Here is a 6039-nt window from a genome sequence, read left to right as displayed (position 1 = left end):
CATTCATGCGCACCGGGTTCCGCCGTTTGCAGGATGCGCATTCATGCGCACCGGGTCCCGGATGCGCATCGACCTGACCCGGACACACAGCCGCGCCTTTCGGGCGCTTCACAACACGATTAAAAATAACAACATGGACACGGCGTCTTCACGCCACGCTCAAAAGGTCTGAAGTTTTATGTCTTGCAGCAGACGTCAGTTTATTCAGCTTTCTGCCGGTATGGCGCTGGCTTCCAGCGTTATGCCTTACGCCGCCCGCGCCGCCGCGCCATTGGGCGATGTACCTTTGCCGGTGCCGCCGCTGATCGAATCACGCCGCGGTCAGCCGCTGTTCCTCACGCTGCAGCGCAGCCACTGGTCCTTCAACGGCAACAGCAACAAAGTGCCGGTGTGGGGCATTAACGGCCTGTACCTTGGCCCGACAGTGCGCGTTTACAGCGGCGATGATGTCAAACTGATCTACAGCAACCGCCTCAATGAACCGGTAGCGATGACCGTCAGCGGTTTGCAGGTGCCGGGCGCGCTGATGGGCGGTGCGCCGCGCATGATGTCCGCCGGCGTAGACTGGGCACCGGTGCTGCCGATTCGTCAGGGCGCAGCCACGCTGTGGTATCACGCCAACACGCCGAATCGCATGGCGCCGCACGTCTATAACGGCCTGGCAGGCATGTGGCTGATCGAAGATGACATCAGCAAAGCGCTGCCGCTGCCGAAGCATTATGGCGTCGATGATTTCCCGCTGATTATTCAGGACAAGCGCCTCGATAACTTTGCCACGCCGGTTTATAACCCACCGTCGGACGGCGGGTTCCTCGGCGATACGCTGCTGGTTAACGGCGTGCAAAATCCGTATGTCGAAGTGTCGCGCGGCTGGGTGCGTTTGCGCCTGCTGAATGCGGCCAATGCGCGCCGTTTCGATCTCAGCTTTAGCGACAACCGGCCGTTTACGGTGATCGCCAGCGATCAGGGCTTCCTGCCCGCGCCGGTAGCGGTGCAAACGCTGTTGCTTGCACCGGGTGAACGTCGCGAAGTGCTGGTGGACATGTCGCAGGGCGATGAAGTGTCGATCACCGCAGGCACGGCGGCAGGTATTATGGATCGTTTGCGCGGGCTGTTTGAGCCGTCATCGATTCTGACCAATACGCTGGTGCTAACGCTGCGCCCGACCGGCCTGCTGCCGCTGGTGACCGACAACCTGCCGATGCGCCTGCTGGCGGATCAGATTCTCGATGGCGTGGCGGTGCGCACGCGTGAATTCCGCCTCGGCGACGGCACGCCAGGGATTAACGGTGTGCTGTGGGACATGAATCGCATCGATACTACGGTGCAGCAGGGCACCTTTGAGCGCTGGATCATTCACGCCGACCGTCCGCAGTCGCTGCATATTCAGGGCGTGATGTTCCTGATTAAGAGCGTCAACGGCGCGCAGTCGATGGGAGAGGATCGCGGCTGGAAAGATACGGTCTGGGTGGATGGCGATGTCGAGCTGCTGGTGAGTTTCCCGCAGAGTTCGTCAGAGCATTTCCCGTTTGTCTATTACAGCCAGACGCTGGAGCTCGCCGATCGCGGCACGGCAGGGCAGATGGTGGTGAATCCGGTCGGGTGAGGTGCGTTTCTTTTCCCTCACCCTAACCCTCTCCCGCCAGCGGGAGAGGGAACCGTTTTGTGCAATATTACACACTGGCACACCGTTTCAGATTTGCGCGGACATCTCCCTCTCCCGCGTGCGGGAGAGGGCCGGGGTGAGGGTGCCTGGTTGCGCAGTATTACACACAGGCACACCGCTTCAGATTTGCGCGGACATCTCCCTCTCCCGCATGCGGGAGAGGGCCGGGGTGAGGGGGCAAACCGCACCCTTCACCCATCGCATCCTTAACCCACGTCACCCATTAAACTCTTCCGGATCCGGTCCGAGTCGCTTGCCTTTATCCAGCTTCGCGATCTCGCTCACTTCTGACTTATCCAGCCGGAAATCAAACACCTGGAAGTTCTCCTGAATGCGTGCCGGCGTTACCGACTTCGGAATCACCACCAGGCCGCTGTCCAGATGCCAGCGAATCACAATCTGCGCTGGCGTCTTGCTGTACTTCTTCGCCAGCTCGCGAATGATCTCCTGATCAAACACGCCTTCACCGCCCTGCGCCAGTGGGCTCCACGACTCGGTCTGAATCTGATGCAGCGCATTCCACGCATGCAGCGTGCGCTGTTGCAGCATCGGATGGAGTTCAATCTGATTCACCACCGGCGACACGCCGGTTTCATCAATCAGCCGCTTGAGATGCGCTTCATGGAAGTTACACACGCCGATGCTTTTCGCCAGGCCCTGCTGTTGCAGTTCCACCATTTTCTTCCACGCATCGACGTAGTGATCTTTCTGCGGACACGGCCAGTGCATCAGATACAGGTCCACCTGCTCCAGCTGCAGCTTCTTCAGGCTGGTCTCCATCGCCTGTTCAACGTTCTGCTGGTCATCATTCCACAGTTTGGTGGTGATAAAGATCTCATCGCGCGCCACGTCGGTTTCCTGCAGCGCCTGGCCAATCGCCTCTTCATTTTTATACGCGGCGGCGGTATCGATGGAGCGATAGCCGACCTTCAGCGCTTCCAGCACCGCGTTGCGCGCTTCATCAATGCTGGCCTGCCAGACGCCAAGGCCGAGTTGCGGCATCATGTTGCCGTCGTGCAGTTTAATCCGGGGTTGCTCTGCCATAGTGACTCCTTATCGGTTGCAGTGACTTACCGTAGAAACGATGTGCTTAAGTCTAGTCAACAAACCTGACCTCAGGATCATTGTGGCAACCGAACGGCACTTTCGCCCGGTGCAATCCTGCAAAAATCTTGCCTGATTCTCCAGCCATCTGGAGCTTTATGCAGCAATGCGGCACACTGCGTTTTTTGCTGCCCGAGAGAGTGCCATGCCGAACGATGCCCTTTGCCGCCAGCTGGCGCAGCGCGTGATCACGCTGATGCGCGAGCCACAAAAGCCGCTGTGTGCGGTGGAAAACGTACGGTTGATCTACGCAGAGGAACCGCTGCCGCGTACGCCAATGTTGTATCCGGCGGGCATCGTGATCCTGTTTCAGGGACACAAAACCGGCTACCTCGGCAGCACGGTGTTTCGCTACGACGCCACCAAATACCTGATGCTCACCGTCACGCTGCCGGTGGAGTGCGAAACTGACGCCACGCCGCAGCAGCCGCTGGCCGGCATGAGCCTCACCGTGGATCCGGCCAGTTTGCAGGATCTGCTGTTAAGCATTGGCGATGACGAGCAGTTTCAGCCGCAGCCGCAAACCTCCGGCATTCACTCTGCGTTCCTGAGCGAGGAGATGCTGTGCGCCGCGGAACGGCTGCTGGATGTGATGGATAAACCGCGTGACGCCCGCGTGCTCGGCCCGCAGCTGGTGCGTGAAATCATCTATTACGTACTGACCGGGCCGATTGGCGGCGCGCTGCTGTCGCTGGTCAATCGCCAGACGCAGTTCAGCCAGGTGGCCCGGGCGCTGCGCCGCATCGAGAACCACTTTGCTGAAAGCCTGAGCGTGGAAATGCTGGCGGCGGAGGTCAACATGAGCGTCTCGGCGTTTCACCATAACTTTAAGGCGGTGACCCAGACGTCGCCGCTGCAGTATCTCAAGCGTTACCGGCTGCATCAGGCGCGGTTAATGATGCTGCAGGATGGGCTGAAGGCCAGCGCCGCCGCCGTGCGCGTCGGCTATGAAAGCCCGTCACAGTTTTCGCGGGAGTTTAAACGGTACTTTGGCGTGACGCCGGGAGAAGAGGCGAGCCGCGCGCGCCAGACCGGGGCGCTGCAGCCGTTTGACGCCGCCTGAAACGGCGGCGCTTTACAGAGGTCAGGCTTTCTGGCGCCGCTTTTTCCAGATCACCACAATGCTGCCGCCGAGGCCGAGAAACAGCAGCACAATAGGCAGCACCATCAGGATCGCCATCACCTGATCTTCGTGGCGCTTGATAAACGGCACCTGGCTGATGCCATAGCCCATCGCCACCACAATCCCGACCCACAGCGCGCCGCTCAGCCAGTTGAAGAACTGAAAACGCCCGTTCTGCAAACCCGAAATGCCCGCCATGGTGGGCAGCAGCGTACGCACAAAGGCCAGAAAGCGGCCAACCAGCAGTGCCATCAGGCCGTGGCGGTTGAACAGGTGCCAGGCGCGCTGATGGTACTGCGCTGGCAAATGCATCAGCCAGCTTTTGACGATTTTAGTATTACCAAGCCAGCGCCCCTGCAGATAGCTCAGCCAGCAGCCGAGGCTGGCAGCGGTGGTCAGAATCACCATGGTTGGCACAAAATCCATCACGCCTTTGGCGATCATCGCGCCTGCCAGCAGCAGCAGGCTGTCGCCGGGCAGGAACGAGGCAGGCAGCAAACCGTTTTCCAGGAACAGCGTCAGAAACATCACGCCGTAGACAATCCACACTACATCCGGATTGGCCAGCGCGGCAAAATCCTGATGCCACAGCGCCTGGACAATCTCATGTAAAACACCCATCAGCTATCCCATCGAGTCACAAGGCTTGTATTTTAACCGTCCGGGACGGCGTAATCGTTGATCTCCGCTACGCCGCACCGGATGGTTTAAGTTTGGTTTATCTTTTTACGCTTTCAGGCGGGCAAAACCGGCTTTCAGGTCATCCAGCAGATCGTCAACGTGCTCGAGCCCAATATGCAGACGCACCAGCGTGCCGTCAAAATCCACGCCGCCCGCCGGACGAATTGCCGCCAGCTCTTCCGGCTGGTTCGCCAGAATCAGCGATTCAAAGCCGCCCCACGAGTAGGCCATACTGAAATGGTGGAAGCGATCGAGATAATTTGCCAGCTGCGCCGGGGTGAGTTTTTCATGCAGGATGAATGAGAACAGCCCGCTGCTGCCGCTGAAGTCGCGCCGCCAGAATTCGTGGCCTTTGCACTGCGCCAGCGCCGGATGGTTGACGCGCGCCACTTCCGGCTGTGCCGCCAGCCATTCGGCCACGCGCAGGCCGCTCTCTTCGTGCTGACGCAGACGCGTCGCCAGTGTGCGCAGGCCGCGGCTGGCCATGTACGCGGTGTCCGCATCCACCATCTGGCCCATCAGGTAGGAGTTTTCGCGCAGCTGCGCCCAGCAGCGCTCGTTGGCCACCGCAGTACCGATCATCGCATCGCTGTGGCCGATGATGTATTTGGTGCCGGCCTGGATCGAAATGTCGATGCCATGCTCCAGCGCGTTAAACAGCACGCCCGCCGCCCAGGTATTATCAATCATGATCACCGCGTCTGGTGCTTTGGCGCGCACCGCCGCGACAATTGCCGGAATATCCTGCACTTCCATGGTGATGGACGCCGGTGATTCGAGGAACACCACGCGGGTGTTCGGCTGCACCAGTTCGCCGATTTCACTGCCGATGCAGTGATCGAACCAGGTGGTGGTGACGTTAAGCTTCGCGAGAATTTTGGTGCAGAAATCCTGAGTGGGTTCGTACACCGCGCCGCTGACCAGAATATGATCGCCGCTGGTGACAAACGCGAGGATGGCATTGGCGACTGCGGCCGCACCGCACGGATAGAGCACGCAGCCGGCGCCGCCTTCCAGTTCGGTCATCGCATCCTGGAAGGAAAAATGGGTGAGGGTGCCGCGCCGGCCATAAAACAGCTCACCGCTGGCGCGTCCGGCGGTGGCGCGTTGTTTGTCCGCGACGGAGTCAAAAACCAGTGAGGATGCGCGCTGAATGACGCTGTTAACCGAGCCCTGAGTGTAACGTTTGCTGCGTCCCGCGGTGACAAGCCGGGTATCAATTTTTTTCGTTGCCATCACTGCCTTTCCTGACACGTCTCACAAAGCATCCAACTTACCACGAATCGCGGCGCGGGGTTGAGCCCGTTTGCCGAATATCAGAGTGACGCCAGCACAATCGCGGAAAGAGGCTGGTTGTGGCTTTTATTACGCGGCGGAAAAGCAAAGCGCAATAAATTGCGCCGCTACGACCCGTGCGGTGTTTTTGCTCAATGCCACAAGCCGCACCGCATCGTAGCGGCGCGAT

The 6039-nt window shown here is 59.6% G+C and carries 5 protein-coding genes; 2 read left to right on the top strand and 3 right to left on the bottom strand.

Going from position 1 to position 6039, the window contains the following annotated elements; translation table 11 throughout:
* The first annotated feature begins 178 nt into the window (after positions 1-178).
* Complete coding sequence (gene ftsP / locus ERD80_RS21260; protein WP_136548447.1) at positions 179-1606, top strand: cell division protein FtsP; 1428 nt, start codon at positions 179-181, stop codon at positions 1604-1606.
* A 276-nt stretch (positions 1607-1882) separates the two neighbouring features.
* Here the strand turns inward: ftsP and dkgA are convergent, their stop codons facing one another.
* Positions 1883-2710 carry a 2,5-didehydrogluconate reductase DkgA gene (gene dkgA / locus ERD80_RS21255; RefSeq protein WP_021509593.1) on the bottom strand — a complete coding sequence of 276 codons (828 nt, stop codon included), beginning with the start codon at positions 2708-2710 and terminating at the stop codon, positions 1883-1885.
* 205 nt (positions 2711-2915) lie between these two features.
* On the opposite strand from dkgA, the gene ERD80_RS21250 reads away from it, so the two are divergent.
* Complete coding sequence (locus ERD80_RS21250) at positions 2916-3833, top strand: AraC family transcriptional regulator (protein ID WP_058771382.1); 918 nt, start codon at positions 2916-2918, stop codon at positions 3831-3833.
* A gap of 21 nt (positions 3834-3854) precedes the next feature.
* Here the strand turns inward: ERD80_RS21250 and ERD80_RS21245 are convergent, their stop codons facing one another.
* Together ERD80_RS21245 and metC are read right to left on the bottom strand one after the other, a co-directional pair.
* On the bottom strand, positions 3855-4514 hold the full coding sequence (locus ERD80_RS21245) for a DedA family protein (protein WP_021509591.1): 660 nt from the start codon (positions 4512-4514) through the stop codon (positions 3855-3857).
* 105 nt (positions 4515-4619) lie between these two features.
* Entirely contained in the window at positions 4620-5810 is a 1191-nt protein-coding gene (metC, locus tag ERD80_RS21240; protein ID WP_021509590.1) for a cystathionine beta-lyase, read from the bottom strand.
* Between the last annotated feature and the right edge of the window lie 229 nt (positions 5811-6039).

The organism is Pantoea sp. R102, assembly GCF_004916815.1.
Taxonomy (GTDB): domain Bacteria; phylum Pseudomonadota; class Gammaproteobacteria; order Enterobacterales; family Enterobacteriaceae; genus Pantoea; species Pantoea dispersa.
The sequence above is the reverse complement of the archived record's forward strand: the minus strand, read 5'-3'. Positions and strand labels throughout refer to the sequence as shown.

What these genes read in the sequence shown, in the direction of transcription:
- ftsP (WP_136548447.1), top strand. Translation starts at nt 179, where the DNA reads ATGTCTTGCAGCAGACGTCAGTTTATTCAGCTTTCTGCCGGTATGGCG.
- dkgA (WP_021509593.1), bottom strand. Translation starts at nt 2,710, where the DNA reads ATGGCAGAGCAACCCCGGATTAAACTGCACGACGGCAACATGATGCCG.
- ERD80_RS21250 (WP_058771382.1), top strand. Translation starts at nt 2,916, where the DNA reads ATGCCGAACGATGCCCTTTGCCGCCAGCTGGCGCAGCGCGTGATCACG.
- ERD80_RS21245 (WP_021509591.1), bottom strand. Translation starts at nt 4,514, where the DNA reads ATGGGTGTTTTACATGAGATTGTCCAGGCGCTGTGGCATCAGGATTTT.
- metC (WP_021509590.1), bottom strand. Translation starts at nt 5,810, where the DNA reads ATGGCAACGAAAAAAATTGATACCCGGCTTGTCACCGCGGGACGCAGC.